Origin of the sequence: Pseudomonas sp. 13B_3.2_Bac1 (assembly GCF_025466205.1) — a bacterium.
GTDB classification, from domain to species: domain Bacteria; phylum Pseudomonadota; class Gammaproteobacteria; order Pseudomonadales; family Pseudomonadaceae; genus Aquipseudomonas; species Aquipseudomonas fluorescens_H.
Genome location: NZ_JANLOG010000157.1, coordinates 35,101 through 52,512, shown reverse-complemented (window position 1 = coordinate 52,512; position 17,412 = coordinate 35,101). Strand labels below are relative to the sequence as shown.

Annotated in this window: 12 protein-coding genes and 1 pseudogene; 3 read left to right on the top strand and 10 right to left on the bottom strand. The window is 59.4% G+C overall.

What is annotated here, in order from left to right; all coding sequences use genetic code 11:
- Nucleotides 1-13 precede the first annotated feature (13 nt).
- A complete protein-coding gene (locus NTD85_RS26950) occupies nt 14-703 on the bottom strand; it encodes an ABC transporter permease (RefSeq protein WP_177327464.1) in 690 nt (229 codons plus the stop codon).
- Nucleotides 704-1,062: 359 nt separating this feature from the next.
- Here NTD85_RS26950 and NTD85_RS26945 point away from each other — a divergent pair, with 359 nt between their 5' ends.
- The 3 genes and pseudogenes from NTD85_RS26945 (at nt 1,063) to NTD85_RS26935 (ending at nt 4,545) form a co-directional block, all read left to right on the top strand.
- On the top strand, nt 1,063-2,646 hold the full coding sequence (locus NTD85_RS26945; RefSeq protein WP_027610807.1) for a peptide chain release factor 3: 1,584 nt from the start codon (nt 1,063-1,065) through the stop codon (nt 2,644-2,646).
- Nucleotides 2,647-3,824: 1,178 nt separating this feature from the next.
- Nucleotides 3,825-4,133 (top strand): annotated as a pseudogene (locus NTD85_RS26940) (MFS transporter); the annotation flags it as partial.
- Nucleotides 4,134-4,290: 157 nt separating this feature from the next.
- A complete protein-coding gene (locus NTD85_RS26935; RefSeq protein WP_045122291.1) occupies nt 4,291-4,545 on the top strand; it encodes a hypothetical protein in 255 nt (84 codons plus the stop codon).
- A gap of 209 nt (nt 4,546-4,754) precedes the next feature.
- Here NTD85_RS26935 and NTD85_RS26930 read toward each other — a convergent pair whose 3' ends face one another.
- From NTD85_RS26930 to NTD85_RS26890, 9 genes are all read right to left on the bottom strand, one after another.
- Nucleotides 4,755-5,735 carry a peptide ABC transporter ATP-binding protein gene (locus tag NTD85_RS26930; protein WP_103485765.1) on the bottom strand — a complete coding sequence of 327 codons (981 nt, stop codon included), beginning with the start codon at nt 5,733-5,735 and terminating at the stop codon, nt 4,755-4,757.
- Entirely contained in the window at nt 5,735-6,703 is a 969-nt protein-coding gene (locus NTD85_RS26925) for an ABC transporter ATP-binding protein (protein WP_262143684.1), read from the bottom strand. Before NTD85_RS26925 ends, NTD85_RS26930 begins: the two co-directional genes overlap by 1 nt.
- 10 nt (nt 6,704-6,713) lie before the next feature.
- On the bottom strand, nt 6,714-7,640 hold the full coding sequence (locus NTD85_RS26920; RefSeq protein ID WP_064585947.1) for an ABC transporter permease subunit: 927 nt from the start codon (nt 7,638-7,640) through the stop codon (nt 6,714-6,716).
- Between the two features lie 11 nt (nt 7,641-7,651).
- Nucleotides 7,652-8,662, bottom strand: a complete 1,011-nt coding sequence (locus NTD85_RS26915) for an ABC transporter permease subunit (protein WP_003221609.1) — start codon at nt 8,660-8,662, stop codon at nt 7,652-7,654.
- Between the two features lie 73 nt (nt 8,663-8,735).
- Nucleotides 8,736-10,331 carry an ABC transporter substrate-binding protein gene (locus NTD85_RS26910; protein WP_201135809.1) on the bottom strand — a complete coding sequence of 532 codons (1,596 nt, stop codon included), beginning with the start codon at nt 10,329-10,331 and terminating at the stop codon, nt 8,736-8,738.
- A gap of 78 nt (nt 10,332-10,409) precedes the next feature.
- On the bottom strand, nt 10,410-11,831 hold the full coding sequence (locus tag NTD85_RS26905) for an OprD family porin (protein ID WP_262143683.1): 1,422 nt from the start codon (nt 11,829-11,831) through the stop codon (nt 10,410-10,412).
- Nucleotides 11,832-12,006: 175 nt separating this feature from the next.
- Entirely contained in the window at nt 12,007-13,605 is a 1,599-nt protein-coding gene (locus tag NTD85_RS26900) for an ABC transporter substrate-binding protein (RefSeq protein ID WP_262143682.1), read from the bottom strand.
- Between the two features lie 301 nt (nt 13,606-13,906).
- On the bottom strand, nt 13,907-15,532 hold the full coding sequence (locus NTD85_RS26895; RefSeq protein WP_003221617.1) for an ABC transporter substrate-binding protein: 1,626 nt from the start codon (nt 15,530-15,532) through the stop codon (nt 13,907-13,909).
- A 260-nt stretch (nt 15,533-15,792) separates the two neighbouring features.
- The gene (locus NTD85_RS26890) at nt 15,793-17,394 is read right to left on the bottom strand and encodes an ABC transporter substrate-binding protein (RefSeq protein WP_262143681.1); all 1,602 of its coding nucleotides are present in this window, start codon (nt 17,392-17,394) and stop codon (nt 15,793-15,795) included.
- Between the last annotated feature and the right edge of the window lie 18 nt (nt 17,395-17,412).

The following is a 17,412-nucleotide window of genomic DNA, read 5'->3' as shown; positions in this document are numbered from 1 at the left end:
CTTCGCAAGAGCCTTAAGACGGGCGCAAACCGCGTTCCAGCCAGAGACGGCTGGCGAGGGTGACCACGCCATCGAGCAGCAGGGCCAGCAGCGCGGTGCACGCGGCGCCGAGCAGCAGTTGCGGCTGATTGTTCAGGGCGATGCCGGGAAAGATCAGGCTGCCGAGGCTGTTGGCGCCGATCAGGAATGCCAGCGGCGCGGTGCCGACGTTGATCGCCAGTGCCACGCGCACGCCACCGATGATGATCGGCACGGCGTTGGGCAATTCAACTTTCCACAGCACCTGGCGCGGGGTCATGCCGATGCCGACGGCGGCTTCTTTCAGCGAACCCTGGACGTTTTTCAGGCCTTCGTAGGTGTTGCGCACAATCGGCAACAGAGAGGCGAGGAACAAAGCGAAGATTGCCGGGCCACTGCCGATGCCGAGAATCCCCAAGGCAATCGCCAGTACGGCCAGCGGTGGCACGGTGTTGCCGATATTGAAGATCTGCATGAAACGTTCAGCGCGGCCGACCATGGTCGGGCGACTGAGGAAGATACCGGCGGGGATGCCCACGACAAGGGCGGCCAGCATTGAAGCGAGGACGAGAATCAGATGAGCTTGCAGGTAAAACAACAAATCGTCGCGGTAATGTTCGATCGTGTTGATGCCGATCCAGTGGACCAGCAGGGCCAGGAGCGCGATAACCACCGCACCTCCCATCAGCCCTTTGCCATAGCGGATAGCCACAGGCGGACTCCTTTTCTTGTAGTCGGCGAACGCCGTCCCGAGTGGCATGCCATGCCTGGCTGCCGGGAAATAAACGTTCGCGAGAAGCAGCTCCCTCAGCACCGGCAACAAGCGGTCTGAAAGCGAGCCATGAGCGCAGCCTCGTCAGGCTAACTTGCTGATTTTTCAGCCCCTGACGAAATGTCGTAACAGGGGATGGACGTCTCCGTGCTTTAAAAGGTTCCCATCCGGGGCAGCATTTGGCCACCCTTAATGTGCTCAACGGTTCGGTTATTGCATCGAGTTGGGCTATAATCGCGGCCCTTTTTTGAATCACCGCCAGGCGATTTCCCATGACCAACCAGGCCGCCGAAGTCGCGAAACGCCGCACTTTCGCCATTATTTCCCACCCCGATGCCGGTAAAACCACGATCACCGAAAAGCTCCTGTTGATGGGCAAGGCGATTGCAGTGGCCGGCACGGTGAAATCCCGTAAATCCGATCGCCATGCGACATCCGACTGGATGGAGATGGAGAAGCAACGGGGTATTTCCATTACCACGTCGGTCATGCAGTTCCCGTATCGCGAACACATGATCAACCTGCTCGACACCCCGGGCCACGAAGACTTCTCCGAAGACACCTACCGCACCCTGACGGCGGTCGACTCGGCGCTGATGGTGCTCGACGGTGGTAAAGGCGTTGAGCCACGGACCATCGCGCTGATGGACGTCTGCCGTCTGCGTGACACGCCGATCGTCAGCTTCATCAACAAACTCGACCGCGACATCCGCGACCCGATCGAACTGCTCGACGAGATTGAAGCCGTTCTGAAGATCAAGGCTGCGCCGATCACCTGGCCGATCGGTTGCTACCGCGACTTCAAGGGCGTTTATCACCTGGCCGACGACTACATCATTGTCTACACCGCCGGTCACGGTCACGAACGCACCGAAACCAAGATCATCGAGAAACTCGACTCCGACGAGGCGCGCGCGCACTTGGGCGACGAGTACGATCGCTTCCTCGAACAACTGGAATTGGTGCAGGGCGCTTGCCACGAGTTCAACCAGCAGGAGTTCCTCGACGGTCAACTGACCCCGGTGTTCTTCGGTACTGCATTGGGCAACTTCGGGGTCGACCACGTGCTCGACGCCGTCGTTGACTGGGCCCCGCGTCCGCTGGCCCGTGTCGCCAACGAACGTACCGTGGAGCCGGTGGAAGAGAAGTTCTCGGGCTTCATCTTCAAGATCCAGGCGAACATGGACCCGAAGCACCGCGACCGTATCGCCTTCATGCGTATCTGCTCCGGCAAGTACGAGAAAGGCATGAAGATGCGCCACGTGCGTACCGGCAAGGACGTGCGCATCGGCGACGCCCTGACGTTCTTCTCCTCCGAGCGTGAACAGCTGGAAGAGGCGTACGCCGGCGACATCATCGGTCTGCATAACCACGGCACCATCCAGATCGGCGACACCTTCAGCGAAGGCGAAGTCCTCGGTTTCACCGGCATCCCGCACTTCGCCCCGGAACTGTTCCGTCGTGTGCGTTTGCGTGATCCGTTGAAGTCCAAGCAGTTGCGTCAGGGCCTTCAACAGCTGGCTGAAGAGGGCGCGACTCAGGTGTTCTTCCCGGAGCGCAGCAACGACATCATTCTTGGCGCCGTCGGTGTGCTGCAGTTTGATGTGGTAGCGAGCCGCTTGAAGGAGGAATACAAGGTTGAGTGCTCTTATGAGCCGATCACCGTTTACTCCGCGCGCTGGATTGAATGCAGTGACAAGAAGAAGCTTGAGGAGTTTTCCAACAAGGCTGTGGAGAACCTGGCATTGGATGGCGGTGGGCACCTGACCTATCTGGCGCCGACGCGGGTTAACCTGGCGTTGATGGAAGAGCGGTGGCCGGATGTGAAATTCCGTGCGACGCGTGAGCATCATTAAGCGTTGAGCTGAGTTGTCTGGAGCCCCTGAGGTGTAGGCCTTGGGGGCTTTTTTTGGGCTTTGGTCTTGGCGGCCTTTGGGCCGACCAGGCTTCGGGTGGTTTGGGTGTATATCCGTTTTTTCGGTGATGGCGGATTAGGGTTCCGCCCTTACGGCGGGTCACTTTTTCCAGACGCCGAAAAAGTAACCAAAAAGGCTTGCTCCTGCGTTCGGCCCGCTCGCTGGGGCTCGGGGTTCCTTCGCTCCGGGATCGATCCGGGGGCAGCGCCTACGGTTTGCTTCGCTGCACCTCCTCTCGCTGTGTTTGGCTGCGCCAAACGGTCGCTACGCTCCCACCCCCGGATCAATCCCTCCGCTCAGCCTTCCGATGTCGCCCGTGGATCAAGATCAAGATCAAGAGCTTTCGGCGAGCTGACACTCGGCCATTTGAGTGGTGAAGAGCATGCGCTGGGCTTTTGCTTTCCTGTAGGAGCCAGCCTGCTGGCGATGGCGGCCTGACAGCCGACCAATCTCCAACAGACCACACCCATCCCAATGTGGGAGCTGGCTTGCCAGCGATGGCGGCCTCCGAGCCGACCAATCTCCAACAGACCACACCCAATCCCACTGTAGGAGCCAGCCTGCTGGCGATGGCGGCCTGACAGCCGACCAATCTCCAAAAGACCACACCCAATCTCACTGTGGGAGCGGGCTTGCTCGCGAAGGCGGTTTCACAGCCGACCATTCTCCAACTGCCTGCAGCCAATCCCACTGTAGGAGCCAGCCTGCTGGCGATGGCGGCCTGACAGCCGACCAATCTCCAACAGACCATACCCAATCCTACTGTGGGAGCGGGCTTGCTCGCGAAGGCGGTTTCACAGCCGACCATTCTCCAACTGCCTGCACCCAATCCCACTGTAGGAGCCAGCCTGCTGGCGATGGCGGCCTGACAGCCGACCAATCTCCAACAGACCACACCCAATCCCACTGTGGGAGCGGACTTGCTCGCGAAGGCGGTTTCACAACCGACCATTTTCTAATCGAACTGAGCGCCCGAAGGTTGCGATCTTTTGGACTTAAAAAGCGAAGTCAAAAGATCGCAGCCTACGGCAGCTCCTGCAGGGACTGTAGGGCGACTCCGTATTTTGAGATCTCGATGTTTTTGAGCGCGACAAGCGGCGTGCTGACCGTTGGTGTTTCTGTCGACGGTGATCTGGACATTGGGTGAAGCTTTTTTCATGCCGCCGATGAATGTGCTGGTCATGCGGCACGCGCAGGGTGGCAAAAGCGGTCAGTATTTTGGTCTGTTTTTCATGGGCTGGAGCGCCAGTGCATTGCTGTCGCCGGTACTCAGTGGGCAGTTGTATGGTCGCTTCGGCGGCCACAGCGTATGGCTTTCGAGTGCGACGCTGGCGCTTCTGACCCTGCCGTTGATCTGCCTTGCAACACGCTCATTGACCCAGGCCAAGGCGCTGGTCGCCACCAGGCATGCCGCCTCGCTTAGCTGATTCGGTTATAGAAGTTATTCAGAAGTGATCTGCCAAACCGGGGCATTTCCGAGGTCTCGTTAGCGTCCTATCTGGTGAACCGGACTGATCGGAACTAGATTTCATTCAGCGCCGGATTGGCACCCCAGGCTTCAACCACGAAAGGATGGAAATGGCTATGAGCATTTTTCAACGCGTTGTGCTGTTGCTTAAGGTTTTGGTGATGTTGACGCTTGGCACCACGGCAGCGTGGGCGAGTTCCGCCACGCCACAACAAGGTTTTAATGCAGCCCACGGACAAGCCGGTGTGGTCATGCTGGCCAAGTCGGAATCCGAACCGGGTGATCAGGACCAGGGCGGCAGCAAGGACGATGACGACTCGACCACTGACGAGCCGGACACTGACGATGATGACGGCGACAGCCAGTCGTAAATCGCCGGCAAAAGAAAACCCCTTCTTCCCCGACTGATGCGCAATCGGAGGAGAAGGGGTTTGGGTAACACGTTACCTCCGGATAAACACGATCCCTGTAGGAGCTGCGGCACGCTGCGATCTTTTGATCTTGATGCTGAAAATCAACAGATCGCAGCCTCGTTTCACTCGACAGCTCCTACAGGTTTTGTGTCGGTCTTCGGTTTTGCTTACGCGGCGCCGTCGAGGAACTGCTCGGCGTAGTGGCATGCCACCTGCCGATTGTCGAGCTGGCGCAAGGCCGGCTCTTCGCTGCTGCAACGTTCGGTCGCGTAAGGGCAGCGCTTGTGGAACGCGCAGCCCGGTGGCGGGTTCAGCGGGTTGGGCAGTTCGCCGACGATCTTGATTTTCGGCTTGTCCGGATCCGGGTGGATCGTTGGCGTCGCCGACAACAAGGCTTGGGTGTACGGGTGCAGAGGACGGGTGTAGATGTCCTCTTTCGGGCCCATTTCCACCGGCCGGCCGAGGTACATCACCAGCACCGAATCAGCGACGTGACGCACCACTGCCAGGTTGTGCGAGATGAACACGTAGGCGGTGTTGAATTCCTGCTGCAGATCCATGAACAGGTTCAGCACCTGCGCCTGAATCGACACGTCCAGCGCCGAGGTCGGTTCATCCGCCACCAGCACTTTCGGTTGCAGCATCATCGCCCGCGCCAGGGCGATCCGCTGGCGCTGACCGCCGGAGAACATGTGCGGATAGCGCTGGTAGTGCTCGGGACGCAAGCCGACCTGCTTCATCATCGCCTGGACTTTCTCGCGACGTTCGGTGGCCGACAGGTTGGTGTTGATCAGCAGCGGCTCGGCCAGTTGATCACCGATTTTCTGCCGTGGGTTCAACGACGCGTACGGGCTCTGGAACACCATCTGCACGTCTTTGCGCAGTTGCTTGCGCTGGGCCTTGTCGGCACCGGCGACTTCCTGACCGGCGATTTTCAGCGAGCCGGACGACGGCTCTTCAATCAGGGTCAGGGCACGGGCCAGGGTGGATTTGCCGCAGCCCGATTCGCCCACCACGGCGAGGGTCTTGCCGGCTTCCAGTTCGAACGACACACCGTTGAGGGCGCGCACGGTCGCATGGCCCTTGAACAGGCCACGGGAGACTTCGTAGTGACGGGTCAAGTCGCGGGCGGTAAGTACGACGGCCATTACGCCACCTCCTGGTTCAGCGGGAAGAAGCAGCGCGCGAGGCTGTTGCTTTTCGGATCAAGGGCTGGACGCTGCGCGCGGCAGCTGTCCTGCACGTACGGGCAGCGCGGCGACAGCAGGCAACCTTGCGGACGGTCGTAACGCCCCGGAACGATACCCGGCAGAGTCGACAGGCGTGAGGCGCCCAGACTGTGCTCGGGAATCGCCTTGAGCAGCGCTTCGCTGTACGGGTGCGCCGGGATGTCGAACAGTTGCGGCACCTGACCGACTTCCACCGCTTGGCCGGCGTACATCACGCACACGCGCTGGGCGGTTTCAGCCACGACCGCGAGGTCGTGGGTGATCAGCACCAGACCCATGTTCTGTTCTTTCTGCAACGCCAGCAGCAGATCCATGATCTGTGCCTGAATCGTTACGTCCAGCGCCGTGGTCGGTTCGTCGGCGATCAGCAGTTTTGGCTCGCCGGCAATCGCCATGGCAATCGCGACACGCTGGCTCATACCGCCGGACAGTTGGTGCGGGTAGGCGTCCATACGGCTGGCGGCGCCCGGGATTTCAACTTTTTCCAGCAGTTCGATGGCACGTTTGCGCGCTTGCTTGCCGGACATTTTCAGGTGCAGGCGCAGCACTTCTTCGATCTGGAAACCGACGGTGTAGCTCGGGTTGAGCGCGGTCATCGGGTCCTGGAACACCATCGCCAGGTCTTTGCCGACGATCTGCCGACGCTGGCGGTTGCTCAGCTTGAGCATGTTCTTGCCGTCGAAGCTCAGGGAGTCGGCAGTGACGATCCCCGGGTGCTCGATCAGGCCCATCAGCGCCATCATGGTCACGGACTTGCCCGAACCGGACTCGCCAACGATCGCCAGGACTTCGCCCTTGTCGACTTTCAGGTCGAGGCCGTCGACTACTGGAACGGCGTTCTTGTCGCCGAAGCGAACGTTGAGATTCTTGATTTCTAGCAGTGACATGGGAATCTCCTCAGGCGGCGTTCTTGAGTTTCGGGTCCAGCGCATCGCGCAGACCGTCGCCCATCAAGTTGATTGCCAGCACGCTGAGCAAAATGGTCAAACCAGGCAGACTGACGACCCACCAGGCGCGTTCGATGTAGTCGCGGGCCGAGGCCAGCATGGTGCCCCACTCAGGGGTTGGCGGTTGTACGCCAAGGCCGAGGAAGCCCAGCGCCGCAGCATCGAGAATCGCCGAAGAGAAACTCAGGGTCGCCTGCACGATCAGTGGCGCCATGCAGTTGGGCAGCACGGTGATGAACATCAGGCGTGGCAGACCGGCACCGGCCAGGCGCGCGGCGGTCACGTAGTCGCGGTTCAGTTCGCCCATCACCGCAGCACGGGTCAGACGCACGTAGGACGGCAAGGACACCACAGCGATAGCGATCACGGTGTTGATCAGGCCTGGGCCGAGGATGGCGACAATCGCCACAGCCAGCAGCAGCGACGGCAGGGCCAGCATGATGTCCATCAGACGCATGATGGTCGGGCCGATCATTTTCGGGAAGAAGCCGGCGAACAGACCCAGCAGGATCCCCGGGATCAGCGACATCACCACCGACGACAGACCGATCAGCAGCGACAGGCGCGAACCCTGGATCAGGCGCGACAGCAGGTCACGCCCCAGTTCATCGGTGCCGAGCAGGAACTGCATCTGCCCGCCTTCGAGCCACGCCGGTGGCGTCAGCAGGAAGTCACGGTATTGCTCGCTCGGGTTATGCGGGGCAACCCACGGCGCGAAGATTGCGCAGAAAATCACCAGCAGCATGAACAGCAGACCGGCAACTGCGCCCTTGTTCTTGGAGAAGGCTTGCCAGAATTCTTTGTACGGCGACGGGTACAGCAGACTTTGATCCGCGCTTGGGGCGGCATTGGCTACTGAGGATGTTGGAGTGCTCATGGGTATGGACCTCAGCGCTGATGACGGATGCGTGGGTTGGCAAAGCCGTAGAGGATGTCCACCACGAAGTTGACCAGAATCACCAGGCAGGCGATTAACAGGATGCCGTTTTGCACAACCGGGTAGTCCCGGGCGCCGATGGCTTCGATCAGCCATTTACCGATGCCGGGCCAGGAGAAGATGGTTTCGGTCAGGACTGCACCGGCCAGCAGGGTGCCGACTTGCAGACCGACCACGGTCAGAACCGGAATCAGCGCGTTGCGCAGGCCGTGCACGAACACCACGCGCGCCGGCGACAGGCCTTTGGCCCGGGCGGTACGGATGTAGTCTTCACGCAGCACTTCGAGCATCGACGAACGGGTCATCCGCGCGATCACCGCCAGCGGAATGGTGCCGAGCACGATGGCCGGCAGGATCAGGTGATGCAGCGCATCGAGGAACGCGCCCATGTCATCGGCCAGCAGCGTGTCGATCAGCATGAAACCGGTGCGCGGCTCGATGTCGTAGAGCAGGTCGATCCGTCCGGAGACCGGGGTCCAGCCCAGGCTCACCGAGAAGAACATGATCAGGATCAGGCCCCACCAGAAGATCGGCATCGAATACCCCGCCAGGGAGATGCCCATCACCCCGTGGTCGAACAGGGATCCTCGCTTGAGGGCCGCAATCACCCCGGCCAGCAGGCCCAGGATGCCGGCGAACAGCAGGGCGGCCATGGACAGTTCCAGGGTCGCCGGGAAGAGAGAGGTGAACTCGGTCCATACGCTTTCACGCGTACGCAGGGATTCGCCGAGATCGCCGTGGGCCAGTTTGCCGATGTAGTCCAGATACTGGGCATACAGCGGTTTGTTCAGACCTAGGCGTTCCATTGCCTGAGCGTGCATTTCGGGGTCGACCCGACGTTCGCCCATCATCACTTCCACGGGGTCGCCAGGGATCATGCGAATCAACGCGAAAGTCAGCAGGGTGATGCCGAAAAACGTGGGGATCAACAACCCCAGTCGGCGGGCAATAAAACTAAACATCTTGTGTGGTACCTCATCAGCCGGTTAGGCGTGCCCGGCGACCCTGGGGTCAGGGAGGCCGGGAGTTTCTTATCTACTTCACCTGGGTGGTGGCGAAGTTATTAGTGGTGAGAGGGCTGATGTGATAACCCTCTACGTTGTTGCGCATTGCGGTAAACATACGGGTGTGGGCCATGCTGATCCACGGTTGGTCCTGATTAAACAGCACTTGGGCCTGTTCGTAGAGCTTGGCGCGTTCGGCCGGATCTACTTTAGCCCGTGCTTCGTCCAGCAGTGCCTGGAATTTCTCGTTGCACCAGCGCGCGTAGTTTTCGCCGTTCTTGGCCGCTTCGCAACTGAGCATAGGCGTCAGGAAGTTATCCGGGTCGCCGTTGTCGCCCGCCCATCCGGCCGACACCATGTCGTGCTCGCCGGCCTTGGCGCGTTTGAGCATCTCGCCCCATTCCATCACGCGGATGTCGATCTTGATCCCGACTTTCGCCAGGTCAGCCTGCATCATCTGCGCGCCGAGCATCGGATTCGGGTTGGTCGGGCCACCACCGTTACGGGTAAACAGGGTAAACACGGTGCCTTCCGGAACCCCGGCCTCCTTGAGCAGGGCGCGCGCCTTGTCGAGGTCACGTGGCGGGTTCTTCAGGTCGTGGTTGTAGCCCAGCAGCGTCGGCGGGTACGGGTTGACCGCGACCGAGGCGTTGCCTTTGCCGAACAGCGCGTTGACGTAGGCTTCCTTGTCGAAGGCGATATCAATCGCTTTGCGCACTCGCACGTCGCTGATGTATTTGTGCTGGGTGTTCATGGCGATGTACGAGACGGTCATCGCGTCCATCTCGTCGACCTTCAAGTTGCTGTCTTTCTTGATGCTCGGGATGTCATCCGGCTTCGGATACAGCGCGATCTGGCACTCGTTGGCCTTGAGTTTCTGCAGACGCACGTTGTTGTCGGTGGCGATCGCCAGAATCAGCGCGTCGGCCGGGGCCTTGCCACGGAAGTAGTCCGGGTTGGCCTTGAAGCGTACCTGGGCGTCCTTGGCGTAACGCTGGAAGATGAACGGGCCGGTGCCCACAGGCTTGTTGTTGAGGTCGCCGGTCTTGCCGGACTTGAGCAACTGGTCGGCGTATTCGGCCGGGTAGATCGAGGAGAACGCCATGGCGATGTCGGCCAGGAACGGCGCTTCGCGGCGGGTCAGGGTGAACTTGACCGTGTTGTCGTCGACTTTCTCTACGCTTTTGAGCAGTTCCTTGAAGCCCATGCTTTCAAAGTACGGGAAGCCCACGCTCGACAGTTTGTGCCACGGGTGATTCGGGTCCAGCTGGCGCTGGAAGCTCCAGACCACGTCGTCGGCGTTCATGTCGCGGGTCGGCTTGAAATATTCGGTGGTGTGAAACTTGACGCCTTTGCGCAGGTGGAACGTGTAGGTCAGGCCGTCGTCACTGATGTCCCAGGACTCGGCGAGCGCCGGGATCACTTCGGTGGTGCCGGGCTTGAAGTCGGCCAGACGGTTGAAGATCGTTTCGGCCACCGCATCGGCAGTGACTGCAGTTGTGTACTGGACCATATCGAAGCCTTCCGGGCTGGCTTCGGTGCAGACCACCAAGGGTTTGGCCGAGACGCCGATGGCGGCGCTCAACAACGCGGCAGCGACGGCCGCACGTAGGGGAAGCATTTTCATCGATAACCCTCTGCAATCGGTTGAAGACAAAAAACCGAACGGCCGACTCGTCATGAGTCAGCCGTCGGTCAGCGGTTTTTACAGGATGTTGAATGGAATCGTAGTCACGAGACGGAACTCGTTGATGTTGCCGTCAGCCTGGTGCTCGCTCGCGCGGTGAGTGGTGTAAGTCGCGCGAATCGCGGTGGCCTTCAGAGGACCACTCTGTACGGCGTAAGAGGCGCCGATGCCGTATTCGTAGTGGCTTTCGCCGTCCATCAGGCTCAGGTCGCCGCGCTTGTCACCTGGAACGGTGTAGGCAGTGCCGGTGTAGTGAGTCCCGTCGATGCCCCAGCCGCGAGCCTGGTAGATGTTGAACTTCAGGCCTGGCACGCCGTATTCGGCCATGTTGATGCCGTAGGCGATCTGGAAGGATTTCTCGTTCGGGCCGTTGAAGTCCGACAGCAGGGAGTTGGCCAGGTAGATGCCGTTGGTTTCGTGCAGGTAGTCGAAGTACTCGTCACCGTTCACTTGCTGGTACGAGAAGGTCAGGCTATGCGCCTGGTGGGTCAGGCCGAACGACAGCGAGTAGGTGTCGTTGTCGATGTTGCCCATCAACTTTTTGCCTTCGTCGACGGTTTTGTAGTAGTTCAGGCCGGTGGTCAGGCTAAGTACCTGGCTATCACCCAGTTCGTGGGTGGCGCCGAAGTAGTACTGGTTCCAGAAGTCTTCGACATTGGCTACGTAAAGGCTGGTTTTCAGGCTTTTGAGCGGCTGATAGTTGACGCCGGCGGTGTAGACCTTGTCGGTTTCCGCGCCGTTGGCACCGTATTCGCTGCGGAACTTCGACAGGCTTTGCTCGGTACGAGGCGAGACGCGGTCGAAACCGGCCAGGTCGAACGACAGGTTGTTGAATTCTTCGCTGTGCAGGCTGATACCTTCGAAGCTCGAAGGCAGCGGACGGTTGCCGATGACGTCGACGATCGGGGTGCTGAAATTCTGGCGGCCTGCGGTCAGCGTAGTGTTGGAAACACGGAACTTGACGTTGGCCAGACCCAGTTTGCTCCACTGGTCGACAGCGTCACCGTCGGAGTGCGCCAGGGTACGGTTGGAACCGCCGGCGATGTCCTTGCGGTCACGGTCGAGAGCGATGGCGTTGTAGGCCGCGACTTCGGTGCTGACGCCAACGGTGCCTTGGGTGAAGCCCGAGGTGTAGTTGACGATTGTGCCTTGAACCCAGTTGATACGACGTGCGGTCGGTGTTTTGACCACGGGCGAAGTGTTCTTGTCACTGTTTTTCACGTAGCTGAAGGTGTCATCGCGACGCTTCAGTTCGTTGGCATACCAGTTACGCGTGGTGCCGCCCAGACTTTGTCCATCGACAAAGCCTTTGGCCTCGCTTTGGGCGCTGCTGCCGGCCAGAGTGGTCGGTACGAATTCCTGACTAACAGGTTCCGCATACGCCGTAGCGGTGATGCTGCTGATGGCCAAAGCCAGTATCGCAGTGCTGCTCAGTTTCATGGGTGAAGCTCCTTTACTTTCTTTTTATGCCGGCTTTTTTGGGTTGGCCGGTTATTGGTTTAGAACTCATTCACACATCGCAAACGTTTGCAAAAGGCCTGATTGGCGAATTTCGGCAAAGCGCTTGCGTGAGGGGGATAGACAGCCCCCTCAGCGTTGCGGCTAATCGGTTGGGTTAATCGATACTGACGCCCGAGAACACATTGCGACCGAAGGGGCTGACCTTGAAGCCTTCAACCCTGGCGCTTAACGGCTGGTTGACCGTCGAGTGGGCGACAGGCGTGATCGGCACTTGCTGCTTGAGCAACTGCTGCGCCTGTTTGTAGAGCACGGTGCGCTGGTCGCGGTCGGTGACGACCTTGGCCTCTTTGATCAGCTTGTCGTAAGCCGGGTCGCACCACATGGAGTAGTTGTTGCCGCCAATCGCGTCGCAGCTGTACAGGGTGCCCAGCCAGTTGTCCGGATCACCGTTGTCGCCGGTCCAGCCGATCAGGCTGATATCGTGCTCGCCATTCTTGGTGCGCTTGATGTACTCGCCCCATTCGTAGCTGACGATCTTCACTTTCAGACCGATCTTGGCCCAGTCAGCCTGGAGCATTTCGGCCATCAATTTGGCATTCGGGTTGTACGGACGCTGTACCGGCATCGCCCACAGGGTGATCTCGGTGCCTTCCTTGACGCCGGCAGCCTTGAGCAGCTCGCGGGCTTTTTCCGGGTTGTAGGCGGCGTCTTTGATGCTGTCGTCGTAGGACCACTGGGTCGGCGGCATGGCGTTGACCGCCAGCTGTCCGGCGCCTTGATAAACGGCGTTGAGAATCCCTTGTTTATTCACCGCCATGTCCAGCGCCTGACGCACTTCGAGCTGGTCGAACGGCTTGTGACGGACGTTGTAGGCGATGTAGCCGAGGTTGAAACCGGGCTTGGAAATCAGCTGCAGTTTCGGATCGTTCTTCAGCGCTTCAACATCAGCCGGGCGCGGATGCAGGGTGATCTGGCATTCGCCGGCCTTGAGTTTCTGCACGCGTACCGAGGCGTCGGTGTTGATCGCGAAAATAAGGTTCTTCAGCTTGACCCGGCTCGGGTCCCAGTAATGCTCGTTGCCGGTGTAACGGATGTTCGAGTCTTTCTGATAGCTCTTGAACACGAACGGCCCGGTGCCGACCGGCTTCTGGTTGATGTCGCTCGGCTTGCCTTCGGCCAGCAGCTTGTCGGCGTATTCGGCGGACAGGATGGCAGCGAAGCTCATGGCGATGTTCTGGATGAACGCGGCGTCGACGCTGTTGAGCGTGAACTCCACGGTCAGCGGCCCGGTCTTTTCGACCTTGGCGATGTTCTTGTTCAGGCTCATCCCGTTGAAGTACGGGAATTCGGTCGGATAAGCCTTACGGAATGGCTGCGCGGGATCGAGCATGCGGTTAAACGTGAACAGCACGTCGTCGGCGTTGAAATCGCGCGTCGGTTTGAAGTACGGCGTTGTATGAAACTTCACACCTTCACGCAGGTGAAAGGTGTACTTGAGACCATCCTCGGAAATATCCCACTTGGTTGCCAGACCCGGTACGACGTTGGTCGCGCCTTTTTCGAACTCGACCAGACGGTTGTACAGCGGCTCGGCGGCGTCGTTATCGGTTGCCGTCGTGTATTGCGCGGTATCGAAACCCGCCGGGCTGCCCTCGGAGCAGAACACCAGACTGTCGCTGGCGGCGTAACTGACCGAGGTGGCGGCCAACAGGCCGGCGCCCAGCAATGCGGAAAAAACCAAGGTATGGCGCATGACGCTCCCTCTTTTTTTAGTGTTGTTCAATGCACCGCGATCCCGTCCAGGGAAGTTGAGGTTGCATTGAGCTCAATCCAGTACGTACAGCAAGCCGGTGGCCCACGCAGAAACTGGTCAGAGCCCGACGGTAGGGGCCGTGGGTCTGGCAGTAAATGCGTAATTGCCTGAAAACTCGTAGGAAAAGTCGACGCGTCCTCTGCCGCTGCAGTCATCCGCAGCGGAATTGGCTGTAGGCAAATTCCTGACTTCCCGGCAGCGAAAGCAACGGCGACGTCATGAACGCCGCCGTTGCAATGGCTTAATTGCTGACGCTGACGCCGTAGAAGGAATTCAAGCCGAATGGGCTGATCTTGAAGTCCTGCACGTTGGCGCGCATGGGTTGGAACACCGTCGAGTGAGCGATAGGTGTGTATGGAACAGCATCTTTAAGGACGTGTTGCGCCTGTTTGTACAGTTCGGTGCGCTTGGCCTGGTCGGTGGTGCGTTTGGCATCCTTGACGAGACCGTCGTACTTCTTGTCGCACCACTTGGAGAAGTTGTTGCCGTTGAGCGAGTCGCAGCCGAACAGTACGTTCAGCCAGTTGTCCGGATCACCATTGTCACCGCTCCAGCCAATCAGCATGGCCTGGTTCTCGCCACCTTTGGAACGCTTGATGTACTCGCCCCACTCGTAGCTGGTGATCTTCACGTTCAGGCCGATCTTCTTCCAGTCGGACTGGAGCATTTCAGCCATCAGCTTGGCGTTCGGGTTGTACGGACGCTGAACCGGCATCGCCCACAGAACGATCTCGGTACCTTCCTTGACGCCAGCTTCCTTGAGCAGTTGCTTGGCTTTTTCAGGATCGTACTTGGCGTCCTTGATGGTGGTGTCGTAGGACCACTGGGTCGGCGGCATGGCGTTCACGGCCAGTTGGCCGGCGCCCTGGTAAACCGAATCGATGATCTGCGGTTTGTTCACCGCCATGTCCAGCGCCTGACGTACGCGCAGGTCAGCCAGCGGGTTAGGCTCGTTGCTGCCCTTGACCTTGTCCATCACGTTGTAGGCGATGTAGCCCAGGTTGAAACCGGCCTGGTCAGGCATCTTCAGGGTCTTGTCGGCCTTGAGCGCCGCGAGATCCGCCGGACGCGGGAACAGGGTGACCTGGCACTCGTTCTTTTTCAGCTTCTGGATACGTACCGACGGGTCGGTGGTGATGGCGAAGATCAGGTTGTCGATCTTCACGTCTTCAGGCTTCCAGTAGTCCTTGTTCCCGGTGTAGCGGATGTTGGAGTCTTTCTGGTAGCTCTTGAACACGAACGGGCCGGTGCCGATCGGCTTCTGGTTGATGTCGGCAGCCTTGCCTTCCTTGAGCAGCTGGGCAGCGTACTCGGCGGACTGGATCGAGGCGAAGCTCATGGCCATGTTCTGGATGAACGCGGCGTCGACTTCTTTCAGGGTGAACTTGACGGTGTGGTCGTCGACTTTATCGATCTTGGTGATGTTGGTATCCATCCCCATGTCGGTGAAGTACGGGAATTCGGTCGGGTACGCCTTACGGAACGGATCATCCTTGTTAATCATGCGATTGAAGGTGAACAGCACGTCGTCGGCGTTGAACTCACGAGTCGGCTTGAAATACGGGGTGGTGTGGAACTTGACGCCTTCACGCAGGTGGAAGGTGTAGGTCAGGCCGTCCGGGGAAATGTCCCAGCTGGTGGCCAGGCCAGGAACAACAGCGGTACCGCCGCGCTCGAACTGGCTCAGACGGTTGAACATGGTTTCTGCTGAGGCGTCGAAGTCGGTTCCGGTGGTGTACTGGCCCGGGTCGAAACCGGCCGGGCTCCCTTCGGAGCAGAACACCAGGTTAGTCGCAGCGGATGCGAATGGTGCGGAGGCTAACAAGCCTGCGCCGACTAAAAACGGAATGACCGCGTGTTTAAGCATGTTGGCCTCATGATTTGTTGTCATTTTTTAATATTGAGGTACGACCTCGTGAGTCGTGCCTGCGGATACTTATGCAGGGGCCATACCCAATGCAAGATCCAGAGCGACTGCCGGCCTCAAAGCGTGGCACGAACGTACCTTAATGTCGCATTTGTATAAGAGTTGACGCATTTGACCGTTTGCGGGCGTTTTTTACGGTGCAAACGAAGCCCCAAAACGGTGCGCTGGTCACGTTGTGTGCGCCGCTCTGGGGCTCGGTGTTACTTATTTATACCCACGCCGTAGAAGGGCGTCAGGCCGAACGGGCTGATCTTGAAGTCGGTCACTTCTTTGCGCAGCGGCTGGAACACGGTCGAGTTGGCAATCGGGGTGATCGGCACCTGCTGTTTAAGGATCAGTTGCGCCTGTTGATACAGTTTTACCCGTTGCGCCTTGTCGGTGGTCACCTTGGCCTGCTGCACCAGTTTGTCGTAGGCCGGGTCGCACCACTTGGCGTAGTTACTGCCCTTGACCGCCGCGCAGCTGTAGAGCACGCCGAGCCAGTTGTCCGGGTCACCGTTGTCACCTGTCCAACCATAGATCATGGCGTCGTGTTCGCCATTTTTCGCGCGCTTGATGTACTCGCCCCATTCATAGCTGACGATGTTGGCCTTGATCCCGATCTTCTCCCAATCCTGCTGGATCATCTGCGCCGACATCCGCGCATTCGGGTTGGAGGCGCGCTGCACGGTCATCGCCCACAGGTTGATGGTGGTACCTGGCGCCACTCCCGCTTCCTTGAGTAATGCCTTGGCTTTCACCGGGTCGTACGGCGCGTCCTTGATGTTCGGGTCATACGACCACTGCGCCGGCGGCAAGGCGTTCTGCGCCAGTTGGCCGGCACTCTGGTAGACGGCTTTGATGATCGCCGGTTTGTCGATGGCCATGTCCAGCGCCTGCCGCACCTTGAGCTGATCCAGTGGCGGGTGAGTGGTGTTGTAGGCGAGGAAGCCGAGGTTGAAACCGGCCTGCTTCAATACGCGCAGGTTCGGGTCTTGTTCCATCACTTCGATGTCCGCCGGGCGCGGGTAGCCGCTGACCTGGCATTCGCCGGTCTTGAGTTTTTGCAGGCGTACGGCGGCGTCGGGGGTGATCGAGAAGATCAGGTTGTCGATCTTCACGTCTTCGGGTTTCCAGTAGGCCTTGTTCGCGGCGTAGCGGATTTGTGAGTCTTTCTGGTAGCGCTTGAACACGAACGGGCCGGTGCCCACCGGTTTCTGGTTGAGGTCGGCGGCTTTGCCTTCCTTTAATAGCTGGGCAGCGTATTCGGCCGATTGCACCGAGGCGAAGCTCATGGCGAGGTTTTGCACGAACGCGGCGTCGACGTTGTTGAGGTTGAAGCGCACGGTCTGCTCGTCGAGTTTTTCCACCGATTTGATCGTGGTGTTCAGGCCCATGTCGGTGAAGTACGGGGATTCGGCGGGGTAGGCCTTGCGGAAGGCGTTGTCCGGGTCGAGCAGGCGCTGGAAGGTGAACAGCACGTCGTCGGCGTTGAAATCGCGGGTGGGTTTGAAGTAGTCGGTGGTGTGGAATTTTACGTTTTGGCGCAGGTGGAAGGTGTACTGGAGGCCGTCCGAGCTTACGTCCCAGTTGGTTGCCAGGCCGGGTTCGACTTCGGTGCCGCCGCGTTTGAATTGGGTGAGGCGGTTGAAGATGGTTTCGGCGGAGGCGTCGAAGTCGGTGCCGCTGGTGTATTGGCTGGGGTCGAAGCCTGCGGGGCTGGCTTCGGAGCAGTAGACCAGGGTGGTGGCTGCGTTGGCTATGGGGGCTATGGCTGTCAGTGCGAGGGTGATTAGTAGTGGTTTTAGGGTGAATCTTTCCATGGAGTCCCCGGGATTTGG